The 23889-nt window shown below is 36.6% G+C and carries 17 protein-coding genes; 6 read left to right on the forward strand and 11 right to left on the reverse strand.

Annotated elements, in window-relative coordinates; translation table 11 throughout:
• Positions 1–14: 14 nt before the first annotated feature.
• The 3 genes from LUA90_RS06050 to LUA90_RS06060 all read right to left on the reverse strand — a co-directional run bounded on the left by LUA90_RS06050 (position 15) and on the right by LUA90_RS06060 (position 5723).
• A complete protein-coding gene (locus tag LUA90_RS06050; RefSeq protein WP_231490604.1) occupies positions 15–1319 on the reverse strand; it encodes a RagB/SusD family nutrient uptake outer membrane protein in 1305 nt (434 codons plus the stop codon).
• Between the two features lie 18 nt (positions 1320–1337).
• Positions 1338–4457, reverse strand: coding sequence for a SusC/RagA family TonB-linked outer membrane protein (locus tag LUA90_RS06055; RefSeq protein ID WP_231458685.1), 3120 nt, complete (start codon positions 4455–4457; stop codon positions 1338–1340).
• 69 nt (positions 4458–4526) lie between these two features.
• Positions 4527–5723, reverse strand: coding sequence for an anhydro-N-acetylmuramic acid kinase (locus LUA90_RS06060; RefSeq protein ID WP_231458686.1), 1197 nt, complete (start codon positions 5721–5723; stop codon positions 4527–4529).
• A gap of 155 nt (positions 5724–5878) precedes the next feature.
• Here LUA90_RS06060 and nagB point away from each other — a divergent pair, with 155 nt between their 5' ends.
• Both nagB and LUA90_RS06070 read left to right on the forward strand, forming a co-directional pair.
• Positions 5879–7801 carry a glucosamine-6-phosphate deaminase gene (gene nagB, locus LUA90_RS06065; protein ID WP_231458687.1) on the forward strand — a complete coding sequence of 641 codons (1923 nt, stop codon included), beginning with the start codon at positions 5879–5881 and terminating at the stop codon, positions 7799–7801.
• Positions 7802–7910: 109 nt separating this feature from the next.
• Positions 7911–9053: an acyltransferase family protein gene (locus tag LUA90_RS06070; RefSeq protein ID WP_231458688.1), complete on the forward strand. Its 1143-nt coding sequence runs from the start codon at positions 7911–7913 to the stop codon at positions 9051–9053.
• On the opposite strand, the gene LUA90_RS06075 is transcribed toward LUA90_RS06070, so the two are convergent.
• On the reverse strand, positions 9054–10598 hold the full coding sequence (locus tag LUA90_RS06075) for a glycoside hydrolase family 10 protein (RefSeq protein WP_231458689.1): 1545 nt from the start codon (positions 10596–10598) through the stop codon (positions 9054–9056).
• A 201-nt stretch (positions 10599–10799) separates the two neighbouring features.
• Here LUA90_RS06075 and LUA90_RS06080 point away from each other — a divergent pair, with 201 nt between their 5' ends.
• The gene (locus LUA90_RS06080; RefSeq protein ID WP_231458690.1) at positions 10800–11702 is read left to right on the forward strand and encodes a hypothetical protein; all 903 of its coding nucleotides are present in this window, start codon (positions 10800–10802) and stop codon (positions 11700–11702) included.
• A gap of 4 nt (positions 11703–11706) precedes the next feature.
• Here the strand turns inward: LUA90_RS06080 and LUA90_RS06085 are convergent, their stop codons facing one another.
• The 4 genes from LUA90_RS06085 to LUA90_RS06100 all read right to left on the reverse strand — a co-directional run bounded on the left by LUA90_RS06085 (position 11707) and on the right by LUA90_RS06100 (position 17533).
• On the reverse strand, positions 11707–15435 hold the full coding sequence (locus LUA90_RS06085) for a HAMP domain-containing sensor histidine kinase (RefSeq protein ID WP_231458691.1): 3729 nt from the start codon (positions 15433–15435) through the stop codon (positions 11707–11709).
• A gap of 88 nt (positions 15436–15523) precedes the next feature.
• A complete protein-coding gene (gene fabD / locus LUA90_RS06090) occupies positions 15524–16405 on the reverse strand; it encodes an ACP S-malonyltransferase (protein WP_231458692.1) in 882 nt (293 codons plus the stop codon).
• A 75-nt stretch (positions 16406–16480) separates the two neighbouring features.
• Complete coding sequence (gene folE, locus LUA90_RS06095) at positions 16481–17116, reverse strand: GTP cyclohydrolase I FolE (protein ID WP_231458693.1); 636 nt, start codon at positions 17114–17116, stop codon at positions 16481–16483.
• Positions 17117–17122: 6 nt separating this feature from the next.
• The gene (locus LUA90_RS06100) at positions 17123–17533 is read right to left on the reverse strand and encodes a 6-carboxytetrahydropterin synthase (RefSeq protein WP_231458694.1); all 411 of its coding nucleotides are present in this window, start codon (positions 17531–17533) and stop codon (positions 17123–17125) included.
• Between the two features lie 131 nt (positions 17534–17664).
• Here LUA90_RS06100 and mqnB point away from each other — a divergent pair, with 131 nt between their 5' ends.
• Both mqnB and LUA90_RS06110 read left to right on the forward strand, forming a co-directional pair.
• Complete coding sequence (gene mqnB / locus LUA90_RS06105; RefSeq protein WP_231458695.1) at positions 17665–18291, forward strand: futalosine hydrolase; 627 nt, start codon at positions 17665–17667, stop codon at positions 18289–18291.
• A gap of 129 nt (positions 18292–18420) precedes the next feature.
• Positions 18421–19248 (forward strand): menaquinone biosynthesis family protein, encoded by an 828-nt coding sequence (locus LUA90_RS06110; RefSeq protein ID WP_231458696.1) that lies wholly within the window; start codon positions 18421–18423, stop codon positions 19246–19248.
• 55 nt (positions 19249–19303) lie between these two features.
• Here LUA90_RS06110 and LUA90_RS06115 read toward each other — a convergent pair whose 3' ends face one another.
• From LUA90_RS06115 to LUA90_RS06125, 3 genes are all read right to left on the reverse strand, one after another.
• Positions 19304–19999, reverse strand: coding sequence for a response regulator transcription factor (locus tag LUA90_RS06115; protein ID WP_231458697.1), 696 nt, complete (start codon positions 19997–19999; stop codon positions 19304–19306).
• Positions 20000–20123: 124 nt separating this feature from the next.
• Positions 20124–21953, reverse strand: a complete 1830-nt coding sequence (locus LUA90_RS06120) for a sensor histidine kinase KdpD (RefSeq protein WP_231490605.1) — start codon at positions 21951–21953, stop codon at positions 20124–20126.
• Between the two features lie 187 nt (positions 21954–22140).
• On the reverse strand, positions 22141–22509 hold the full coding sequence (locus LUA90_RS06125) for a DUF3127 domain-containing protein (RefSeq protein WP_231458699.1): 369 nt from the start codon (positions 22507–22509) through the stop codon (positions 22141–22143).
• 72 nt (positions 22510–22581) lie between these two features.
• Between LUA90_RS06125 and LUA90_RS06130 the strand changes: the two genes are divergently transcribed.
• Complete coding sequence (locus tag LUA90_RS06130; RefSeq protein ID WP_231459250.1) at positions 22582–23760, forward strand: class I SAM-dependent RNA methyltransferase; 1179 nt, start codon at positions 22582–22584, stop codon at positions 23758–23760.
• Positions 23761–23889 lie beyond the last annotated feature (129 nt).

Genomic DNA, 23889 nt, shown 5'->3' on the forward strand with positions numbered 1-23889 from the left:
AGGTTTTTAGTTTTTTAGAAAGCCGGATCGGCCGGTGTATTTGGATTGTTATCTCTTTCTTGGAAAGGATAAGGGAAGAAATTACGTTTTCTATCCGTAAGTGGCAAGCCAAATCTTCTCATATCTTCAAGTTTTAAACCAGAAGCATACAGTTCTATGCTGCGGTGTTTGTATATCAAATCCAATAATTGCTGTTGTGTATAAGTTCCGGTTAGGGCTGGTAAAGCAGCACCAACACCAAATGGATCAGCTGTAGAAACTTTCGTAACTACTTTATTCAATTCAGTTAAGGCATTAGGTAAATCTGGTGTTCTTGCATAAACTTCAGCCTTAATCAAAGTCATTTCTCCAGGTAAATAAATAGGGAAAGGCGTGGCTGTTGTAGCCGCAAAACCATTCATTCTTAAAGTTGCTGTGGGCGTTCCTTCCATTTTAGTATAGAAAACTAATCTTCTATCTGCTGCATCTGGCACATAAGTTCCTGTTAAACCTAAATTTGCATTTAAAGGTTGGAATACGTTATTTGACGCAATGATGGAAAATAGAATATTTGGAGAAGTTGCGTCGAACCTAAAAGAAGAAGCTGTTGTTAAAGTAACTAAGTTTGCTTCTGTTAATGCCAAAGGATAGTTTCCAGAAAACAAAGCATAACGTGCTTTTAAAGCATGCAATGTGTTTACAATGCTAACATCGGCAGGTACATTGCTTGTAAAACCTGTAGAAATTGGGTTTGCTGCAATAACGGTTAAAGCGTTATCCAAAACTGAAATAGCTTTTGCAAAGCCCGCAGCACGGGTTATAAATGCAACATTTTTTCCGGTTCCATCTGGAATGCGTTCCCAATATTGCGACATGTTTCCAATGGCTAATGCTTTAAATACGCTGGCATATCCGATTAATCCGGCGGCATAACCTTTATCGCCTAAATTACCGGCATTTGTAATCACTAAATCGGCATCATATATAATTTTGTTTGCGCTTGTCCAGAGGTTGAATAATATGGTATTTGTACCATCTACTGCGTTGCCACCAGTGCTTAATTGCAACTCCGGAATGTTACCGGCATTTAACAAAGCGAGTTCATTGGTTACAAAACCGTTAGCTGCGATTGAATTAAACATTACACCTGTTCTGTTTAGAGTGTAAACACGTTGCAAACCAATTGCAACAGCTGTTAAACCTTGTTGTGTTGTTAGTGCGACATCCGTTTTTGCTCTAGATGGATCTTGATATTCTTTTGTACAAGAAGATGAAAACAAAACCGCCGAAAGTGCAATACAGCTTATATATTTTGAGGTATTATTTCGTAAATTTTTCATAAATTTTTCTGCTGAAGATTAAAATTTAACTTGTAAACCTAAACTGAAGGTTCTTGGGATTGGCACCGAACCAAAATCGATATTTCTTAAAATAGTCGATTGTCCGCCGGAGTTTAATTCTGGATCGTAGCCTTTGTAATTATCCCACGAAACAAGATTTCTGCCGCTTAAGGTAACTGTTAAATCTCTCAGGTATTTTATTTTTCCGATGTTATAGCTCAATGAAACTTCTCTTAACTTAACAAAAGAACCATCATCAATTCTCCATTCTTCGGTAGCATAAACGCCCGCTACATAACCACGTGGTAACTGGCCCAGTTGCTCTGCTTCGGCTACTTTACCATTACCCACACCTTGGCGGGTTCTCCAATCTGCATTCCAAACATCTCCACCCTGCACAGCATCTAACTGTATGTGTAAATTCAATTTTTTATAAGTAAAATCATTCACAAATGATGCTGTGTAATCTGGATTCGGGTCGCCCAAAACTTTACGTAATGTAGTTCCTGTTGGCAATCCATTTGCATCTCTTTGAGGTGTGAAACTTGTTGCTGAGTTTTGAATACCACGCTCTAACTGTGGAATACCTGCCGCATTGGTTAGTAAACTTCCATCTGCTTTGCGAGCGAAGAATGTTCCATAAAATACACCAATTGCTTCGCCATTAATGATGGCAACCGGAGCGCCAGGGTTTGTACTGAATAATCTTAAACCACCAACATCAAGCGCTTTATTTCTATTTCTGTTGAATACAAGTGTTGTATTCCAGGTAAAATCGTTTGATTTTAATGGTGTACCGTTTAACACAAGCTCAATACCTCTGTTTTGAAGCGAACCAATATTATCTAAGAAACTAGAAAATCCGGTAGATGGTGCGGTAACACTTGCAATTAATAAATCGCTAACTTTTTTGTTATACCAGTTAAATTGTAAGCCTAATCTGTTTTTAAAGAAAGACATATCAGTACCTAATTCTAACTCACGCTGACGCTCAGGTTTAACATTTTCGTTTGCCAGTTGAGCGCTCGAGAATAGGGAAGCCCTGCCTAAAAACGATTGAGTTGAATAGGCGTTGATTCTATCGTAAGCGCCAATTCCGGTTAAGTTACCCGATTCTCCATAAGCAGCCCGGATTTTAAAAGTATCCCACCAGGAAGATACACCTAAGTTTTTCCAATAATCTGCAGATGATAAAACATAACTTGCATTGCCTTTGAAATAGGTTTGTGTACGATTATCAGCACCAAATACGGTTGATTGATCGACTCTTACTGCGCCTGTTAAAAAGAAATGGTCTTTATACTTAAATGTTTGCTGCAAGTAACCACCCGTAACAGATAATTGTGTTCTGCCATCAACACTTGGCAGTTGTGTTGCTGCAGCGTTTACCGTTTCTATAAGTGGCGCTAAACCGCGTCCGTTAACCAATTGATAACGGGTTTGCTCATACTGAAATGAATAACCTAATTGTGTGGTCGAAGAAATTTTATCAGAAATTTTTCCCTGATAAGTTGCATTAATTTCGTTGTTGAACTGAAATGCATTGTTGCTTGCAGTACTGGCGTAGCCATTTAGTGTACCATCTAAGCTAGCGCCACCACCAAAGAAATCTGGATTTACGTTGTAAGCAAATGGTGGAATATAAGTTGTTCCGTTTGCACCAGAATTATCTACACCTAATAAAAAGTTTAAGGTTAGGTTTTTAACCGGATATAATTTTAAATTGGCGCTTGCAATAACACGATTTGTTTCCTGACGTTGTTTAATATCTTCTATTACAGAAACTGGATTTACACGTCCGCGTTCGCCTACAGCTAATAAATTGCCGTTTGCATCTCTTGCAAAAATATCATGAAAATTGCCAATAATCGTTACCGAATTCATTGGAGAGAAGAAGGAGTTTCCATCTGGTTTTTCATTTGCAGCGCTTCTGATGTAGTTTAAACCAGCACTTAATGAAGCCCACTCCGTAATTTTTTGATCTACATTTGCCCTTAAATTATACCTCGAAAAATCTGTGTTTTTAATAATACCTTGATTGGTAAAATAACTGGCAGATGTATAGAATTTGGTATTATCCGTTCCACCGCTTACAGAAACTGTATTGTCTGTTCCATAACCTGTTCTAAAAATATAATCCTGATAGTTATACCTTGTAACCGGTGTAGTATTGGTTAGGGCCGGCGTTAAAACATCTTGAGTTTGACTGTTAACAGAACCACCAAATTTTACCGGAGATTGATTTACCTCAACTTGTTTGCGTAACTCGCTAATGGTTAAACTCGTGTTAAAACTAACCTGAGCTTTTCCACTTGCACCTCTTTTGGTAAAAATTTGAATTACACCAGAGTTTGCTCTCGAACCATAAATGGCAGCAGCTGCAGCACCATTTAAAACTTCAATCCTGTCAATATCAGCCGGGTTAATATCAACCATTCTGTTTTGGCCAATGCTTCCAACAAAATTCCCACCATCGTAATTGGCCGATGTATTGGTTACTCTTGTGGTAGAATTATTTACAATTACGCCATCAATAATGTATAATGGCTCTGATGATGAATTTACAGAGCTGATACCTCTTAACCTTACCGATAAACCGCCTGCAGGGTCGCCAGAGTTTTGACTGATTTGTGCACCAGCGGTTTTACCTTGTAAAGACGAAAGAACATTTCCGCTGCCTGCACGATTTAAATCATCGCCTTTCACGGTGCTTACATAACTTCCTAATTCTTTTCTGGTGGTTCCCTGAGATGTTCCGGTAACAATTACTTCGTCAAGCCCAACAGCATCGCCGGCAAGTGCTCCATTAACCTGAACCTGGTCTGCCGCACCTAAATCAAGGTTTTGAATGGATGTTTTAAAACCTACATAAGAAAATTGAATTTGATACTTACCTGCCGGAAGGTCGACTGTAAAATTATAACTTCCGTTTGCAGAAGTACTTGTGGCGAGGTTGGTATTTAAGATTTTTACAACTGCACCAGGTATTGGTTCTTTGTTTGCAGCTTCTGTTACTTTTCCTGTAATGGTGTAACGCTTATTTTGCGCATTTGCCATTTCTGTGAGTAAAAGCAGCACAAAAGAGATCATCAAAATCGATAAAAATTTTGGCGACCATTTTAGGTAACTTTTTTCCATAAAATTCGGGTTGTTGATTATAATTAGCTATCAAACAAATTTAGCAAATTACAACACAAACCAAATTATTTATTCCGGTAAGCTAATCTTTCCCATACAAACAGAAGGCACACCTTGTCTTTTGCCGAAGTTTATTGGTTTTCCGCAAAGGGTTTCGTTGGCCAAAACCGCAAAAAGAACAGCTTCTTTCGCATCTGGATTAATATTTAAATCATCAGTAGTTTTGAAAATTGCAAAAGTTAGTTTGCTTTTTAATAAGTTAACCAACAATGGATTATGCATGCCGCCACCGCTCATAAATAGGTGTATTGCTGCATTTTCATCAAAGCATTTTTTTATGGCATTTGCAATGGTTTCAGCAGAAAAATGGCACAGGGTTGCCATTACATCAGCTTTGCTAATATTTTGCGTTGCTGATTTTTCTTGGGCAGCATCTAAATACTGTAGGTTAAACAATTCGGGTCCTGTGGTTTTAGGAAAATTTTCATTAAAAAAATCGCAATCCAGCAAAGCTGATAAAAGATCTGCATTTACATTTCCTGCAGATGAAACTTCAGCGTTTTTATCATAAAATTTATTAAAGTGCTGTTGCATATATTGGTCCATCAAAGTATTCCCAGGCCCGATATCCGTAGAGAAAATTTCATCAGCCTTTAAACTTGCCGGTAAATAAGTAAAGTTAGAAATGCCACCAATGTTTAACATTACCCTGTTTTCGCCAGGTTTTGAAAACATTAGATAGTCGCCATAAACCGCTAAAGGCGCACCTTCCCCGCCTGCGGCGAGATGTTTTTGTCTAAAATCTGATAAGGTAATGATGCCGGTTTTTATGGCAATATGGTCACCATCGCCAATTTGTAATGTACCGTTTGGATATTCATTAAGCTTATGCAATGATTTTGGCGCATGAAATATAGTTTGCCCATGGCTGGCTATGAAATCTATCTGATGGTTTTCGTAACCCCATTCGTTTAAAGCTGTGTTAATTAATTCGCTATGAACGTTGGCAATGTGTTCATTCATAAGGCAAACCAACTGCAAATCAACTTCTTTTTTGGAGAAAATTGCTTTAATTTTCGCTCTGAATTCGTCAGTATAGTCGCCTGTTTTAAATTTTAAAATTTTAACATCAGTTTCAGCACCCTGCCCTTTAATGCTGCAAAGTGCAATGTCTAATCCATCCATCGATGTACCACTCATTAAACCAATAATAAGTCTTTCGGCCTTATTTGCTTTTTCGTAGAGGTTTTTTATTTGAAGATTCATAACAGATTAATTTTTATCAAAAACGAGCAAACGTTTGTTTTATACCTTGAGCTAATATTATTTAAATACTTGCAATAAAAGTAAAAAACCTTTATTAAATACCGCCTATATGTTACTATCTTTACTGCTCCGTACATTAAAAACCATAACAAAAAATGGCAAGATTAAATCTACTGGAGGAAACACGTTTCGAGAAACTCCCTGTGAGCGTGTTTGCAAATCCAAAAATTGCTTCTGTAAACGTTGCTCATCGCATCGCAAGTCTTATCAAGACAAAACAAGCAAACAACACACCTGCCGTACTGGGCTTAGCAACAGGTGTTACCCCAATTGCAGTTTACGCCGAACTGGTTAGATTGCATAAAGAAGAGGGTTTAAGTTTTAAAAACGTAATTACTTTTAATTTGGATGAGTATTATCCGATGCAGCCAAATGCGGCTCAAAGTTACGTTACGTTTATGAATGAAAACCTTTTCGATCACATTGATATCGATAAGAATAACGTTCATATACCTGATGGAACACTGCCATTGGAAGATATTCCGGCTTTCTGTTTGGATTATGAGAAGAAGATAGGGGATTTAGGTGGTTTAGACATACAAATTTTAGGTATTGGTCGTACTGGTCACATCGGTTTTAACGAACCTGGTTCTGCACCTAATTCAGGAACACGTTTGGTTACACTTGATGATTTAACACGCCGGGATGCTGCACGTGATTTTGGTGGAAAATCTTTTGTGCCAACAAAAGCCATAACCATGGGTATTGGCACAATCTTTAAAGCCCGCGAAATTATTTTAATGGCTTGGAGCCGTAAAAAAGCTTCGATTATTAAAAAAGCTGTAGAGGGCGAAATCTCTGGCGAAGTTCCAGCAACTTATCTTCAACTTTCGCAAAATGTTGAGTTTATTTTAGATGAACCAGCAGCATCAGCTTTAACTCGTTTCGATACACCTTGGCTGGTAAAAGATTGCATCTGGACGGATTCGTTAATCCGAAAAGCAGTAATTTGGTTGGCTAATACCTTAAATAAACCAATTTTAAAGCTTACTGAAGACGATTACAATAATAACGGTATGGCACAATTGGCTACCGAAAAAGGGCCGGTTTACAATATCAACATTCATATTTTTAACAAATTACAACATACCATAACAGGCTGGCCAGGTGGAAAACCAAATGCTGATGATTCTCAGCGCCCGGAAAGAGCCGAACCGGCAAAAAAACGTGTTATCATCTTTTCTCCGCATCCTGATGATGATGTAATCTCAATGGGAGGAACTTTTATCCGTCTGGTTGATCAGAAACATGATGTGCATGTGGCCTATCAAACATCGGGTAATACTGCAGTTTGGGATGATGATGCCTTACGTTTTGTAGAGTTTAATGTAGATTTTACTGAAAAGATGGGCATGGATAATGCTCACTTAAAGGATCTTTATCAAAGAATGAGAAAATTCATTGATCAGAAGAAACCAAATCAGGTAGATACCCCAGAAATTCAAACAGTAAAAGGTTTAATTAGAAAAGGGGAGGCCATAGCGGGAGCAAGATATTGTGGTTTAGAGGATGATCACATTCATTTTCAAGCGCTTCCGTTTTATGAAAGCGGTAAAAACCAGAAAAATCCGGTTACTCAATTAGATGTTGAACTTACAAAGGAGCTTTTGCAAAAGGTAAAACCTCAGCAGGTTTTTGCTGCCGGAGACTTTGAAGACCCACACGGAACGCATATTGTGTGTTTTAATATTATTTTAGCGGCTTTAACCGAGTTACGCAAAACAGAAGATTGGGCAAAAGATTGCTGGTTGTGGATGTATCGTGGCGCTTGGCATGAGTTCGAAACACATGAAATAGAGATGGCCGTGCCGATTAGTCCGCAAGAACTGGAGCGCAAAAAATATGCAATTTTTAAACACCAAAGTCAGAAAGACAGAGCTGTTTTCCCTGGTGATGACGCAAGAGAATTTTGGCAAAGAGCTGAAGATCGTAACCGAGATACAGCCAAAGCTTACGATGCTTTAGGTTTAGCAGAATACGAAGCTATGGAAGCTTTTGTACGCTGGAAGTTTGATTAAAGGTTTGATATAATCTTTTAAGCGTTTAGTATAACGCCATAAACTTACGAAGTCTAATTTGCACATGCATATTAGACTTCGTAAGTTTATACCAAACTAACCATCTGCAATGAATCAACCCAAACAACGCCTGCTTTCTTTAGATTTTTTTAGAGGATTAACTGTAGCGGCAATGATTTTAGTTAATAATCCTGGAAGTTGGGGACATATTTACGCCCCGCTAGAACATGCAGAGTGGAATGGATGCACACCAACCGATTTAATTTTTCCTTTTTTCTTATGGATAGTTGGCGTTTCAATTGCATTTGCAATGAGCAGCAGCAAAGCCGATCCATCAACACATAAAAAAACGATTATTAAAGCGATTAAGCGAGGTTTGATATTGTATTTTTTAGGGTTTTTTCTGGCCATTTTTGGCAAGCTGATAAACGATCCGGCCCATGCTTTACAAACAGTTAGGCTACTGGGTGTACTTCAGCGAATAGGTATCGTTTTCATTATCAGTTCAATTATTTTTTTAAAAGTATCCGAAAAAAACATCTTTAAAACTTTGATTGTTATTTTGGGTGTTTATTGGGCATTAATGACATTAGTTCCTGTTCCTGGTGTGGGTTATCCAAACATGGAAAAGGAAACCAATCTGGCTGCCTGGATAGACCGTGGAGTATTAACCGAAGCGCATACCTGGGCATCATCAAAAACCTGGGACCCTGAAGGCGTTTTAAGCACGCTACCTGCCATTGGAACTTGTTTGTTTGGTATTTTAGTTGGCATCTGGATGAGACGTAAAGATGTTGATAACCCAACTAAAGTTGCCTGGCTTTTTTCTGCGGGCATATTTGCCACAATACTCGGGCTTCTACTGGATTTAAATTTCCCTATTAATAAATCCCTATGGACAAGCTCTTTTGCGCTCTACACCGGAGGTTTGGCTTCTATAGCACTAGCGCTTTGTTATTGGATTATAGATGTTCAGGGTTATAAAAGATTTACAACGCCCTTTTTAGTTTATGGCGTAAATGCAATTACTGTTTTCTTTCTTGCCGGGTTAATGCCAAGGGTATTAAATTTGATTCAGGTTTCTAAACCAGATGGTACTAAAACCGGATTGTTGGTTCGTTTTTACGAAACCTGTTACACACCATTTTTTTCGCCAATAAATGCATCATTGGTATGGGCAATGACCTACGTTTTAGGGTTTTATGTGCTGCTTTACATCATGTATAAAAAGAACATCATTATAAAGGTTTAGTTATTCTTTCGCCAGCGGAATTTCTACACCAACCGGGCTTGTGGGCTCGCTTTCATTTTTCAATCTATCTAAGGCGGTAACAACATAACTATATCTTTTGCCGCTTTCAACAGTAGTATCAATAAATGAAACATAATCCTCAAAACTGATTTTCAGAATATTTTTTGCATCTAAAACTGATATTTTTTCGCCTTCCTCAAAACGGTAAATAACAAAACCAGAAGCTGTTTCTCCATCTTTAGCTTTTGTTGGTAATTGCCATTTTAAGTGTACACCATCTTTAAGTGCATCGGCCATTAAGGCTTGTGGCTCATTCGGAGGCGTTTCATCCAGCCAAGGCATTTGAGGAGGCAATGCCTGATATTTATACAAATCATTCTTTAACGAATCTCCAACGGAGCGGGCAACTGTACTAAGCGATTTGGATGAAAAGAAAACGCTGCCCTGAATTCGATTGCTCGCCCTTAATGTTCTAATTTGATTTGGTATTTCAGAAAGGTTTTTCCAGGCCATTTCTGCCCTCGAATTTACCAGATATGCACCATGGCCAACATATACATGTCTGCCATAAGCGTTATTACTCCACCAATCTAATAAAACGCCAAAAGGTGCTGCTTTTCTGGTAAAAGTGAAATAAATCTGCGGATTGATGTAATCTACCCAGCCTTCTCTTACCCACTTTCGGCTATCCGCGTAAAGCTCTGCATAATTGGAGAGTCCGCTGCTTGCAGAACCTTCTGCATCTTCGTATTTATTGCGCCAAATACCAAAGGGGCTAATTCCAAACTTTACGTATTTTTTGTAGTGATGAATGCTGTCATCAACCATCTTGATCAATAAATCGACATTATTTCTGCGCCAGTCCTTTACATCAGAAAAGTTGTTAGGGTATTTATAAAATGTATTTCCATCATCAATCCTTTGTCCGGCGATTGGATATGGATAAAAGTAATCGTCGAAATGGATACCATCCACATCGTAGTTTTTAACAACATCCAAAATCACTTGTGTAATATATTCCCTAACTTCAGGAATACCTGGGTCAAATTGTTTTTTTCCGCCATAGGTGAAAAACCATTCTGGATGTTTCTTGGTGATGTGTGTTTCGCTTAAAGGCGTTACACTGTTCATTGAAGCACGATAAGGATTAAACCACGCATGTAGCTCAATGCCTCTAAAATGCGCCTCTTTAATTGCAAAAGTTAATGGATCGTAACCTGCTGCAGGTGCAACACCTTGTTTGCCCATCAGCCATTGGCTCCATGGCTCTCTAGATTTGCCATAAAAAGCATCAGCTGCTGGTCTAACTTGTAATATTATTGCATTTATACCCTGGGCTTTGTGCTTCTCTAATATACCAATGAATTCTTGTTTCTGTTGATCAGCACTTAAACCTGGTCTTGATGGCCAGTCGATATTAGATAAAGTAGCCACCCAAACCCCTCTAAACTCTCTTTTTGGTGCAGTTTTTGATGTTGCTTGGGCATTTATGATGTTTGGCAGTATTGTTAAAGTTAAAAGTGCGTATAGAAAGTTTTTAAGCATTATTTATGTGTGTTTTTTTATTGGGGTTGTATAGCTGTGTAAACAATACACATTTTGAACCTTAGCAAGTAAACGATTTTTTTTAAAAACTCATATAAGTTTATTAAAAATTTTAATTTGCGCCAAATTTACAAAAATCCGATTGTGTTATCATTTACCTGTGAAGACAAGAGTTTTAAACCGAAAAAGCATTAGTAAAAAATGGAATCACAAAACGTTAATAAAGGCGATAGAAATAAAATTTACTTCCTCATAATTGTTATTGCAGCACTCATTGGTACCAATGGATATTTGTTTTTTAAAGACAGAAAACAAGGCGAAAGATTGGTTACCGTAAGTACCGAAAAAGATAAATTACGATTAGAGGTTGAAAAAATAGAAGTTGAGTTAGATAAAGTAAATGCACTCAACCTCGATTTAAACGATAAGTTGGTTGAAGAACAGAATTTAGCCAGAACAAAGATAGAAGAACTGAAAGTTGCTTTAGAAAAAGGTGAAATTACCCAGGCAGAGCTTGATAAGGCTCAAGGCCAGGTAGAAGAACTTAAAATTTTCATTAAGAATTACAACGACCAGGTTATCAAGCTTCAAAATGAAAATATTTTTCTAAAATCATCAAGAGATAGTTTAGAGCATGGGCTAAAAAATGCAAATGATAAAGCTGCAAATCTGGCAACAGAAAATTCAGTGCTAAATGCAAAAGTTAAAACTGCCGCAATGCTTAAACTAAAGCAAGCCGAGGTTTTTGCTTACAGAACCAAATCAAGCGGGAAAAAAATTGAGGTGACCAAATCCTCAACTGCAGAGAAATTAAGCATTCGTTTTGAACTAATTCCTAATGAACTGGCCGAAAAAGGCCATCATAACGTTTTTATCAGAGTTTTTGATCCGGCAGGAAATCTTTTAGCCGACGACAGCAATCGCTTTGAAGCCGATGGTCAGGAAATGCAATTCAGTTATTCTATATATATCGATTATAATAATGATGGCACAACTTATTCCATAGATTGGGCTAACCCAAAACCATTCATAAAAGGCATTTATACGGTAATCTTATACACCGATGGCAGCACAATGGGCAAAGCACAAATCGAGCTAAAGTAAAAGCTTAAATCAAAGGAAAGCTTAGATAGAATGTTGTTCCTTTATCTGCTACAGAAGTAAACGTTATATTTCCTCCGGCATTTTCTATAGCCTGCTTAACAAACGCTAAGCCTAAGCCGGTTCCCGACGATTTGGTTGTAAAGTTCGGTACAAAAATTTTATCGTGTAACACAGCCGGAATACCTTTTCCATTATCCTTAATCTCGATATAGGCACTTTGATTATCATTATAGAGCAGCACATTTATGTTGCATGCGGCATCAGGCTCAATTGCTTCAATTGCATTCTTAAACAGATTGTTAAATGTTCTTAGTAGCTGGTCTCTATCTGCCTGAATGTAAGCATTTATTTCTGCTCTATTTGTTACCGTAATTTCAACGTTTTCTGCATTTTTAAACACTTCTCTTGCCTGCTCAATAACTGGTAAAACAGCAGTTTGTTCTAATTTCGTATCTGGCATTCTGGCGAAATTCGAAAACTCCGAAGCAATTTTAGAAAGGCTTTCAATTTGCTCAATAAATGATTTACTAAATTTATTAAACTTTAGCTCGAAGTTTGGGTCATTCTCTTTCCATGATTTTTCTAATAACTGAACGCCTAGTTTTAGCGGTGTTAAAGGGTTTTTAATTTCATGCGCAACCTGTTTGGCCATTTCTCTCCAGGCATTTTCTCTTTCAGAACGGGCTAATTTTGCAGCGCTTTCCTCCAGTGCGGCAATCATGCTATTATATTCTTTAATTAAGGTTCCAATTTCATCGTGCCTGCGCCAAACTATTGGTTCATTTTTTTGTCCGATTTTTGTGCGGCTAATGCTTTCTTGAATAAAGGTTAGCGGACTTGTTATCTGATTTGCCAAAAATACTGCAAGCACCCCGATAGCAACAAAAACCAATGCATATATATTAATAAGGTTACTCACAAAAAGCGCTATTTTATCCTTGTATTCATCCTCGTTAGAGTAATTTGGCAAACCAATAAATGCGATGGTTTTATTCTGGGCATTTCTAATCGGTGCATAAGCAGCGGCATAAGTTAAATTCCCTATTTTTTCATCCTGGTTAATAAATTCCGAACGCTGCAATCCGCTTAGGTTTAAATAGGCAGTAGGCCCCATTTTCCGGCCAATAATTTTGTAGTTGTAAAGTTTTGGGTAAGTGGTCATTATCACATCACCTTTGGTATCGTATAAGGTTAAATCTGCATTATTTATATCTGCAAAATTGTTAAAATCTGCTATCGCGTTTTCATCCGTATTTATTTTACCATCATTAAAAACCTGTTTCTCAAAGTTCTGTTGAACCTTTCTGATTTTATCTTTAATCAACACATCCTGCTGGCCTCTGTATTCCTTATTCATGTATCCGTAGGTTGTCCAACCCACCACAAGCAGGGTTGCAACAACGGTGAGCACAATGGATACCTGAATACGCGTTTTATACAGAATTTTATTGGCATTAATCATTAAAGATCGGTTAATGCTAAACCAACCAACCTTATCATCATCCAGGTTTTTAATTAGCCATATTAAACCATAAAGTATAAAGCAGAAAATAATGAAAACAAGGAAGAAAAAAGACAAAGCGGCCAAACGTTCTATGTAGCCCACTTTTTCTTTGCTTATCACAACCATTTTACTGGCGCTTGGCTTAAATATTAAATGACTGTAATGCAGGTTATCATCGTTGTCAACAACAAAATCATCTTGCTTGCCTTTATAAATTTTTCCGCTTAGCGGATAGGTATATGATCCAGATTGATTTAAAAGTTTATCATTACTGTACAAAGCAATTGAATAGCCCTTAAATTCCTCATCTTTATTGTATTTCTGGTCGGAGAGTAAATCTGGTAATCGGTTGCTATAATTATAAGGCTTGGAGCGCAGCTCTATAATCAAAGTGCCAACTAAACTATTTTTACTTACAACAGGGATGATACCGAAATAATCCTGATAACCAAATGTATTGTTAACCTGATAGAAAAAGTTTGAAGCTTCAATTTTTACAGAACCAGATTCTACAAGGTTTTTGTATTTTTCAATCGGTTGTACATCGGCTTTGTTTAGTAAGTTGTCGAATTTGTTGTAATCGTATAAATTGTAATCATAGCGGCTTAAATAACCATCTAAATAACCTTTAAGGTGATTTTTTAACACGGCGAAGTTTGCCTGGCCATTTGTGTTGAAATATTTGACCAGGAAATCATCTTCTAACAACTGACGTTCTAATTTACCTAAAGCGATAATTGCATTCGGATCTTCTGAAGCTTGCACCTTTCTAGCCAGAAGCTCCCGCTCACTTCGCTCTTTAATATCTTTATATTTGATGTATTTAATTGATGTATTAAAAGCAAGGCAGAAGAATAAAATGGCTAGCAAACCAATAGAAAAACGCTTTGTTTTTACGTAAGATATCCTTGCAACGATAAATAAAACAAGCGCATAAATGATAAAAAAGGCTGTAAAATTATTCAGTAACCGATAAATAAATACGCCAGCGAAACCAACTACGAAGAGCATAACCCTTTCCCGGTTGCTTACATTAAGTTGTTTACTTACCTCAATTGATACAATGGTTATTAAATAAATTTGAAACCACGCCAAACATAAAATAACTATACTTACCCAGCTGTTTCCACTTAGCTTAAGAATATTAATGATATCGAAATTAATTTTTGAGTTATTGATTAAACCAAAAAATAAATCATCAACAAAAAATGCAATTGCCCCGATAAGGATTAATAGAATTGCGTGTATTAATATTCCAATCCATTTATTTTTTCTTATCCATTCTGGAAATTTGTATTGCTCTTTATGATTATAAACGAATAGGAGCCACCAGGTTGCAGCTAATACATTCATTAGGAAATCGCCAAGCGATGGCATTAAATCACTATTGGCGTAAATTTTAGGGTCAAATAATTCTAGCGGAAACCGATGGTTAAACCAACCAAACCAAATATCGGTTAACCGGCCTGTAACGAAAAATGCCAGCAGTAAAAAACTTGCAAAAATAAGATTTCCTTTTCTGGCAATTAATGAGCAGAGGGAATTTACAAACATGCAAATGCAAATAATTCCGGCAAAAAATAACCATAATTCTGTGTCAGAATAATAGTCATCGGCGTAGCTGGGCTTAACTTTTAAGCTAAATAGAAAAATATTGTCATTACTTCTAATCGAGTAAGCATCTTTATCATAGTATGAAGCCAGCGTAACTATTTTAGAATCGGATAGGAGCGCATCGATATCATTTTTAAAATATCTGTTTTCTGGAACGGAATATTGAGATTGAATGGCAATTAAAAATAGAAGGGTAAAATCTCCATCAGATTTCTTTATAACCTCATAATAACCATTTGATAACTGCAAAACAGATTTTCCTTCTTTAATAAAAGATGGATTAACATCTATAACTTTAATGGTGCTCCAATATTTGAGCTGGTTTTTGTAAAATGTTTGCAGATTAATGCCATTTGGGCGGTAATGCTCGAGAAAATGCATTCCTGCAGCGGCATTAAGGTGAAATTTTTCGGCTTGTTTTATCTTATTTTTATCAGATAGAAAATTGTCTACAATATTTTCTTTTAAGGATAAATTTTCCTGAATCTTTTTTGCGTCACGCTCTAAAAGTTCGGATTTAGTAGTAAAATGACTTAGCGAAATAGAAGTGGCTATTAGGCAGCAGCCTAGAATAAGCAGTAGAAATCTTATTTTAACACCAAAGCTTAATTTCATCTATCGATAAAGATATTAAATATTGACAAAAAATAACGCCATAAACAATAATGCTTATGGCGCCGAATATTAATTATTTAGTAGGATTTTAAGCAATGCTAGCACTGCTCGTGTTTACCTCTCGGCTTACTTTTTTAACTAATCCTTGTAAAACACTACCCGGACCAACTTCTACAAATTCGGTAACTCCATCTGCCAGCATGTGCGTAACAGTTTGTGTCCAACGTACTGCACCGGTTAATTGTTTGATTAAGTTTTGCTTTATTTGTTCTGGATCTGTGTATGGTTTTGCGTCAACATTTTGATAAATCGGGCAAATTGGCGTTAAAATATTTGTGTTTTCAATAGCTTCCTGAAGTTCAATTTTAGCTGGCTCCATTAGCGGAGAGTGAAAAGCACCACCAACGTTTAGTTTCAGGGCTCTTTTAGCGCCTGCTTCAGTTAGTTTTGCACAAGCTAAATCAATGCCTTCAATACTTCCCGAAATTACCAATTGGCCAGGGCAATTATAGTTTGCAGGTACAACTATGGCATCAACTTCTGCACAAATTTTTTCTACTACATCATCAGCCAAACCTAAAATTGCAGCCATTGTTGATGGTTGAGCTTCGCAAGCTTTTTGCATTGCGTTCGCACGGGCAATCACAAGGCTTAAACCGTCTTCAAAACTTAGTGCATTTGCCGCCACAAGCGCCGAAAATTCGCCTAAGGAGTGCCCGGCAACAACATTTGGTTTAAAATCATCTCCTAAAACTTTTGCCAAAATAACCGAATGTAAAAAAATTGCAGGTTGTGTTACGTTGGTTTGTTTTAGTTCTTCGTCAGTTCCGCTAAACATAATATCGCTAATGCGGAAACCAATAATTTCATTTGCTTTTTCAAATAATGCAGCTGCGGTTGGGTTTTCATATAAATCTTTACCCATTCCTACAAATTGTGCTCCCTGACCAGGGAAAATATATGCTTTCATAATTCTTTATCCCCAAAGGGAAAATATTTAGTTAAACTTATTAATGACCACTAAAGTCCCGATTAAGGGTTTGGGTTAATCTAAACTTGCTGTAATTAACCTTAAAAACTCTGCTCTTGTTTTATCGTTACTTAAAAATGTACCTGTAAAAGCAGATGTTGTGGTAACAGAATTTTGTTTTTGTACACCACGCATCGCCATGCAAAGGTGTTTACATTCCATAACTACTGCAACGCCCATTGGGTTTAAAGTATTCTGGATACAATCTCTTATTTCGTTGGTTAGGCGTTCTTGCACCTGCAATCTGCGGGCAAAGGCATCAACAATACGAGGAATTTTACTTAAGCCCACAATGTGGCCATTTGGAATATAGGCAATATGCGCTTTTCCAAAAAATGGAAGCATGTGGTGTTCGCACATTGAATATACTTCAATATCCTTTACAACAACCATTTGGCTATAATCTTCTTCAAACATGGCCGATTTTAAAATCTCATCGGGCTTTAAATCGTAACCATGTGTTAAATATTGCAACGCTTTGGCAACTCTTTCCGGCGTTTTTAAAAGACCTTCACGTTCCGGATTTTCGCCCAGATTAATCAAAATATCTTTATAATGTGTGGCTACAGCTTCAATTTTAGTTTCATCGTAACGGTCTATTTTTACATAACCGTCTCTCGATTCACCTTTTAAAATATCTTTTTTTTCCATTAAGAATTAACCAAAGTATTCAACAAAATTATTTTCAGTTTCGTAAATTTTAACACAATGTAAAATTGCACCTGCCTCGGCTATCGGAGCAATTAATTGTTCCCAAATGGCAATGGCTAAATTTTCTGTAGAAGCCAGTTTATCTTTCATAAAATCTACATCAAGATTTAAGTTTTTATGGTCAACTTTATCTACAACATAGGTATTCATTACATCCTTTAGCCATTTTAAATCTACTAAGAAACCGGTTTCAGGATTAACTTCACCTTTAACGGTAACATATAGCCAATAATTATGACCATGCCAGTTTGGGTTAGCGCATTTACCGTAAACCTCCGTATTTTTATCCGCATCCCAATCTGCTCTGGCTAATTTATGAGCAGCATTAAACGATGCTTTTCGAGTTATATAGATCATTGTTCAAAAATAATGTGCAAATATACGTATTAACACCAAAGGCGAGCGAATTATAAAAAGATGTAAAATGGATGATGAACTTAGCCGTTTAATATACGATAGATTTGAACGCATTTTTTACCTTTAAGCCTATGAAATTATTGGTTGTTGCAGCTACAAAAGCAGAACTCACCTTTTTTTACCAGCACTTTAGTTTGCAGGAGGGTGATTTTATGGAAGAAAAGAAATTTGATGTTTTAATTACCGGCGTGGGTATGGTTGCAACAGCTTTCTCATTGGGGAAATACCTCACAGCATCCAGATATAACCTCGTTTTGAATTTAGGCATTGCCGGAAGTTTTGATAGAAGCATTGAGTTAGGACAGGTTGTAAATATTACGCAGGATACTTTTGCAGAACTTGGTGCCGAGGATGGAGATAACTTTTTAACCATTACAGATTTAGGTTTTGGCGAAAGCACTTATAAAAGTAAAAGCAATATTCGGGTTAATTTACCACAGGTTGCCGGTGTTACTGTTAATCGGGTTAGTGGCAATGATATAAACATTAAAAACCTGGTTAAACGTTTAAATCCGGCTACTGAAAGTATGGAAGGTGCGGCTGTATTGTTTGCCTGCCATCACGAAAAAATCGATTGCTTGCAGATACGAAGTATATCCAACTATGTTGAACCTAGAAACAAAGACAAATGGAAAATAGGTTTAGCCATTAAAAATCTAAACGATTGGGCGATTTCTTTTATTGGAGATATGAATTGATTATGACCAACTAATGCCGCATTGTTTTTTAATTTTGAAAAATGAGATAGCCATGTACCGAAACACTAAAACACAAATAAAGATACATGGCGTATCCTGTTTAACGATTAAAAACAATACGATCTGAATATGAAACTTACACTTGGTTTTTCGCCCTGCCCAAACGATACGTTTATATTCGATGCACTAATTCATCATAAAATTGATACCGAAGGTTTAGAATTTGAGGTTTTTTTTGATGATGTTGAAACACTAAATAAAAAGGCTCTACAAGGTGAGCTAGATATCACAAAGCTGAGTTTTCATGCATTTGCTTACGTGGCAAATCAGTATGCATTGCTTGATGCCGGAAGCGCATTGGGCTTTGGTGTTGGTCCGCTGTTGATTAGCAAAGAACAATTTGGCACTGATTTATCTGAGAATTTAAAAGTTGGCATCCCCGGCAAATATACCACAGCAAACTTTTTACTGGGAATTGCTTATCCGCAACTGCAAAATAAAAAGGTAATGGTATTCTCTGATATCGAAAAATCATTACTTAATAAAGAAATAGATTTAGGCTTAATTATCCACGAAAACAGATTTACTTATCAGGATAAAGGCCTGATAAAAATTATTGATTTAGGTGATTATTGGGAGAAATTAACCGGCTGTGCCATTCCGCTGGGAGGCATTGTAATCAACAGAAAACTGGATAAAGATATTCAGCTAAAAGTTAACAGGCTAATTAAAAAGTCGGTTGAATATGCTTTTGCAAATCCAAAATCGGGTATAGATTTTATCCGCGAACACGCTCAGGAAATGGAAGAGGCTGTAATGTACAAACACATTAACCTTTACGTAAATAAATACAGTGTTGATTTAGGTGTGGAAGGTAAAAAAGCAGTAAACACTTTATTTAACCTCGCCCAAGAACGAAATCTTATTCCGGCAATACCAACTGATTTATATATTTAGCAATGATTTTGAATGTTTTAGGCTTTAATTAAAACCTAAAACATCATTTTAAAATTTAGCTAACCAAAAGCTTATAACCTTTGCCGTGTACGTTTATAATTTCTACGGCAGAATCTTCCCGTAAGTACTTTCTTAACTTACTTAAAAAAACATCCATGCTTCGGCCATTAAAATAATTATCGTCGTGCCAAATAGAAAGTAGCGCTTCTTCCCTGGTTAAAACTGTGTTTTTTTTCAAGCATAATAAACGGAGCAGCTCAGCTTCTTTTGTAGAAAGCTTTTGCTGTATTTCATCGTGGGTTATAATTTGGGTTGTGTAATCGAAATTGTATTTACCAATAGAAAACTGACTTTCAGTAGCTTCTTCTGTAGCGCCAATTTTATTTGCAACTCTTTTAAACATTGCATTTATGCGTAGCAAAAGCTCCTCAATACGGAATGGTTTAGTGATGTAATCATCGCCGCCCAAATCATAAGCTGCAGATTTATCTTCGAGCATAGTTTTAGCGGTGGCAAAAATGATTGGCACTTGTGCGTTCACTTTTCTAATATCTTTACCTAAAGTAAAACCGTCTTTTTTAGGCATCATCACATCTAAAATACACAAGTCGAAACTTTGTTTATTAAATGCTTTTAAACCTTCATCTCCGTCGGTACATAAAACTACATCAAATTTACCTTTCAATTGTAGGTAATCTTGCAACAAAAGGCCAAGATTTGGGTCGTCCTCTACCAGAAGTATTTTTTTCATTTTATTGATTTTAATTAAGTAAACGCTGTTTTTGTATTAAACGCTACCAAAGCTTTGAGTAGAATTCTTTGTAACGGTTTAATTCAATTTGAAATATTGGATAAATTACGACCGGTGTTATGGTTTAATTTAAGTACGGTAACATTATTTCGAAAGTTGTGCCTTTATCTTTTTCACTACTTACTTTAATCGTTCCATCCAGCTTTTTCACAATATCCTGCACATAATTTAAGCCTAATCCAAAGCCTTTTACATCATGTAAGTTACCGGTTGGCACCCGATAAAATTGATCGAAAATCCGCTTTGTATGCTCTTTGTTCATTCCAATGCCTTTATCCGCAATTTCTATAACCAAATTTTTACCAACGTTTCGGGTATTGATGCTGATATCGGGCACTTCTTTGCTGTATTTATTGGCATTATCTATCAAATTGTAAAGCACATTAGAAAGATGCAGTTCATCACCAAAAACAGTTGCATGTTCTGCATCGGTATTAATGTTTAAGATTGCATTTTTCTTTTGAAGCTGAAGACTCATACTATCAAGCACAATCATTATCAAATCGTTAATGTCAACTTCGGTGTTTTCCATTTTGAGTTCGCCTTTCTCAAGTCGGGCAATACTTAACACACGTTCAATGTGATTTCCCAAACGAACATTTTCATCATAAATAATACTTGCAAGCCGCTTTAACCGCGATTTATCTTCAGTTACTTCCGGGTCTTTTAGCGCTTCGCTTGCAATCATAATGGTTGCCACAGGTGTTTTAAACTCATGCGTCATATTGTTGATGAAATCTGTTTTCATCTCGGAGATTTTTTTCTGCCTAAGAATAGCGTAAAGCGTATAACTGAAAATAAAGACCAAAACCAGCAGCAAACCGACTGAAGATGCCAGTGTTGCACTCAAATTGCTTATGATTTCTGAATTTTTATTCGGAAATGTAACTTCCAGAATTCCCGGATCGCGAAATAAATCGTTCCCAAACAAGGTGGTTCTGTAAGTGTTTTTAGGTAAGAAATCTGCTGTCGAATTTGATGTTTGTAGATATAAAACAGAATCTTTCTGGGCTAATTTAACCCTGAAATTATAATTCTGATTAATGTTATGGTTTAAAAATTCTTGCTTCAATCGGTTATCTAACGAGATAAAATTTATCCTTTTGTTAAGCGGAATATCTTTTTCGGTCATTTCCTTTGCAACATCTTCCAGTAGGTTATACCCGTTTTTGTATGGGATGGTACCTTTACCCAATGCTGCAATTTTAAAGGCTAGCTGGCGCTTTGCTATAGCATCTTCACGTTTAAATTTCTTTTCTAAATCGTCAGAGATTTTCGGTAGCGTAACAAACAAGGGTTTACCTGTACTGGGTTCAAAAACCTGATATCTGATTGTATCAGGCAGCGTTTGTGCATTTCTAAAATCGAAGGTTTTAGTATTGCTGGTGTAAGGCTTCGAACGTAGACTTAAGCCTCTAAGCGCATAATTTTTTATGTCGATAACGGCTTCCATTTGCAAATCCAGCTTTGCGTTTCCACCCGGAGATAGGGATACAAATTCTACCTCCGAAATTACTTTAGGTGCCGAAAACCGTTTTCTAATCAAACTATCTTGCTGATTAAGGTAATTTTCGATTTCATTTTCTCTTTCTGCCTGTCTAATCTCAGAAGCCTCTGTAAATTGTTGCTTTAAATCTTTGATGTCCAGCTCACGTTGTCTTAAATCCTGACTGCGCTTTACCTTATTTTCAAAATCTTTTCTGGTAATTCTATCTGCAGCATTTAAACGCTGAACTTTATTAACTACAGATGTTAAAGTTTGATTAACCTGTTGATCGAAAAGCTGAGATTTTAAGTTATAAGCCTCCCTGATGTAATACAATTGCATTACAAATACACCAAGTAAAGCCACTGTCATTAAAACAGTAATTAACAAAAAACTTCTTTTCTTCATTTATGCATTTTAGTGGAAGCCAAAAGATTAGGCGTGCTGTAAAAAAACCATATCAACTTCAAAAATAATCATTAACGAAGCTAACTATTTGTTTTTAACATATTTTAACAGAGGTTACTAAACAAAAAATGCCGAGGCTAAAGCCTCGGCATGGTTCAAAATTGTTTGCTTAAAAAAGACTCTTTATTTAGAAAGGCAAATCATCATCTTCGCCTGCTGTATTGCTTACATCAACCGGAGCTGCGTACGCCGGAGTTGCTGCTGCCGGAGCACCTGCTGCAATAGCATTTATACGCCAGATAACCAAGCTGTTGAAATAACTTGTTTTACCTGATTTATCTGTCCACGGGCGACCGCGTAAATTAAAGAAAACCTCAACCTCATCGCCCGCTTTAAATGTGTCTAATAATGCAGTTTTATCTTGTAAAGCCTCAAAACGGATATATTCCGGATATGTTGGATTTTCTGCATATTCAACGATTAAATCACGCTTTTTAAATGTTTCGCTTACTTGCTGCGTGGCACCCACTTCGTGTACTTTTCCCTTAATTTCCATATTAAATACTACTTTATTGCACTATAAAGTTCAAATCTCTATAATTTTATTGATAACTTCGCATACAATATGATGCAAGTTTTCCACAATAAAAGCAAGGTTATCATAACCTGCAACAAACGCCTTTCTCCTTACTTACAAGAAGAAGTTTTGGCTTTAGGTTACACTATAGAAAGAGCTTTTCCAACAGGTGTTGAGCTTAATATTACCCTAACGGAATGTATTAAACTTAACCTTAACTTGCGCTGCGCAAGCCAGATTTTATACTCAATTAAAGCTTTTAAAGCCATAACCCCCGATGATTTATACGAAAATATTAAGGCAATTGAATGGGAGGAATTAATTGATTTTACCGGATATTTCTCTGTTACTTCCAACGTAGATAATCCTAATATTACAACGCCGCTTTTTGCTAACCTTAAAGTAAAGGATGCGATTGTAGATAGATTAAAAGAATTGAAAGGTATCAGGCCAAATTCAGGCTCTGATGCAAATAAAACTGTGGTGCATTTATATTGGAAAGATGCAGAAGCAGATGTTTTTATAGATACATCGGGTGAAACCCTAGCAAAACATGGTTATCGGAAAATTCCGGGTAAGGCGCCAATGTTAGAAGCTTTAGCTTCGGGAGTTATTTATGCAACCCAATGGGATAAAAAGTCGCCATTTATAAATCCAATGTGTGGTTCTGGTACGCTGGCTATTGAAGCGGCATTAATTGCAACAAACCGAGCGCCTGGCTTATATCGAATGAATTATGGGTTTATGCACATCATTGGTTACGATGAAGAAGTGTTTTTTGCTGAACGTAGATTGTTAAAAGAGCAGGTTATTAAGAATGTTGATATAAAAATTATTGCTTCTGATATTTCTGAAGATGCCGTTGAAGTAACCAGACGTAATGCAAAAACCGCTGGTGTGGATACTTTGATTGATTTTCAGGTATGTGATTTCGAATCTACACCTGTGCCAGAAGGCGGTAAGGGTGCAGTTGTTTTTAATCCGGAATATGGTGAGCGTTTAGGTGTTCATAGTAAACTGGAGCAAACTTATAAACGTATGGGCGATTATATGAAGCAACATTGTAAAGGTTATTCTGGTTATATTTTTACCGGCAACCCTGATTTGGCAAAAAAAATCGGGTTAAAAGCTTCGAAAAAAGTTGAATTTTATAATGGTAAACTAGATTGTAGATTGTTAGAATATGAATTGTATGATGGTACGCGAAGGCTGCCACAACCCGAGCTGTAATCGCCTATTTTTAAACGGATTGGCGGCATAATATTTAAGCGAATTTTTTAGAAAAAATTATAAATTTTTATTTTAACTTGTTGCATTAAATGTAAAAAACATATGTACAAAACGTATGTTTAAATACTA

The sequence above is a fragment of the Pedobacter sp. Leaf170 genome (assembly GCF_920984665.1).
Taxonomy (GTDB): domain Bacteria; phylum Bacteroidota; class Bacteroidia; order Sphingobacteriales; family Sphingobacteriaceae; genus Pedobacter.